At 40.6% G+C, this 618-nt stretch carries 2 protein-coding genes; both read left to right on the top strand.

Annotation, left to right across the window (positions count from 1 at the left end; genetic code table 11):
- Nucleotides 1-283: hypothetical protein (locus D1643_RS11955; RefSeq protein ID WP_236643584.1), on the top strand; the 283-nt coding region annotated here is incomplete at its 5' end.
- Nucleotides 284-303: 20 nt separating this feature from the next.
- A partial coding sequence (locus D1643_RS11950) for a hypothetical protein (protein ID WP_236643583.1) occupies nt 304-618 on the top strand: 315 nt, incomplete at its 3' end.

Here is a 618-nt window from a genome sequence, read left to right as displayed (position 1 = left end):
TTCTGCTCAAAAGCTTGAAATGATATCACAACTTACACGACGTTTAGATGGTAATCGAAAACCAACTGACCGTACGTTACAAACTATCCTTTACACACAAGCCGTAATGTTACGATATATGTTAGGAGATCCTAGCGCGCTTTACGACCCACAACTTGCAGACGGTAAGTTAAGTGAAGTAATGGATACAATGTACTCGCATGAAACCAATACCTTAGCGACCGAATTAACGCGACAAATGATTAACATCAACAACCGTAATAAACGCGCCGCTCAACAATAACACACAGAAAGGCCACATTAATGACGAATATTGTAGTTCGTAATAAATTTACAAACATTAACAATCAATCTAACGGGAATACACCATCAGAGTTCGTCAAGGCCTACACTTTGCGTAAGAGTGCCACAGAATTAGTATACCCCGTTTCAAGTTCTTTATTAGAAGAGCCTATGGTGGATACGCGTTCCGTTCACTCACAAGTGCAAAGTCTCCGAAACACCAATAAAAGGGTGGTTTCGGATTATTTGTCAAAAACCGAATCCGACGATCTATACAACGAAGCCCTTCAACTAGAAGGGCGATGTTTTTCTTTAAGTGACATCTCGCTAGGTAGG

It is taken from the genome of Enterorhabdus sp. P55 (assembly GCF_009911695.1).
In the GTDB taxonomy this organism is placed as follows: domain Bacteria; phylum Actinomycetota; class Coriobacteriia; order Coriobacteriales; family Eggerthellaceae; genus Enterorhabdus.
This window is presented reverse-complemented; position numbering and strand designations above follow the sequence as displayed.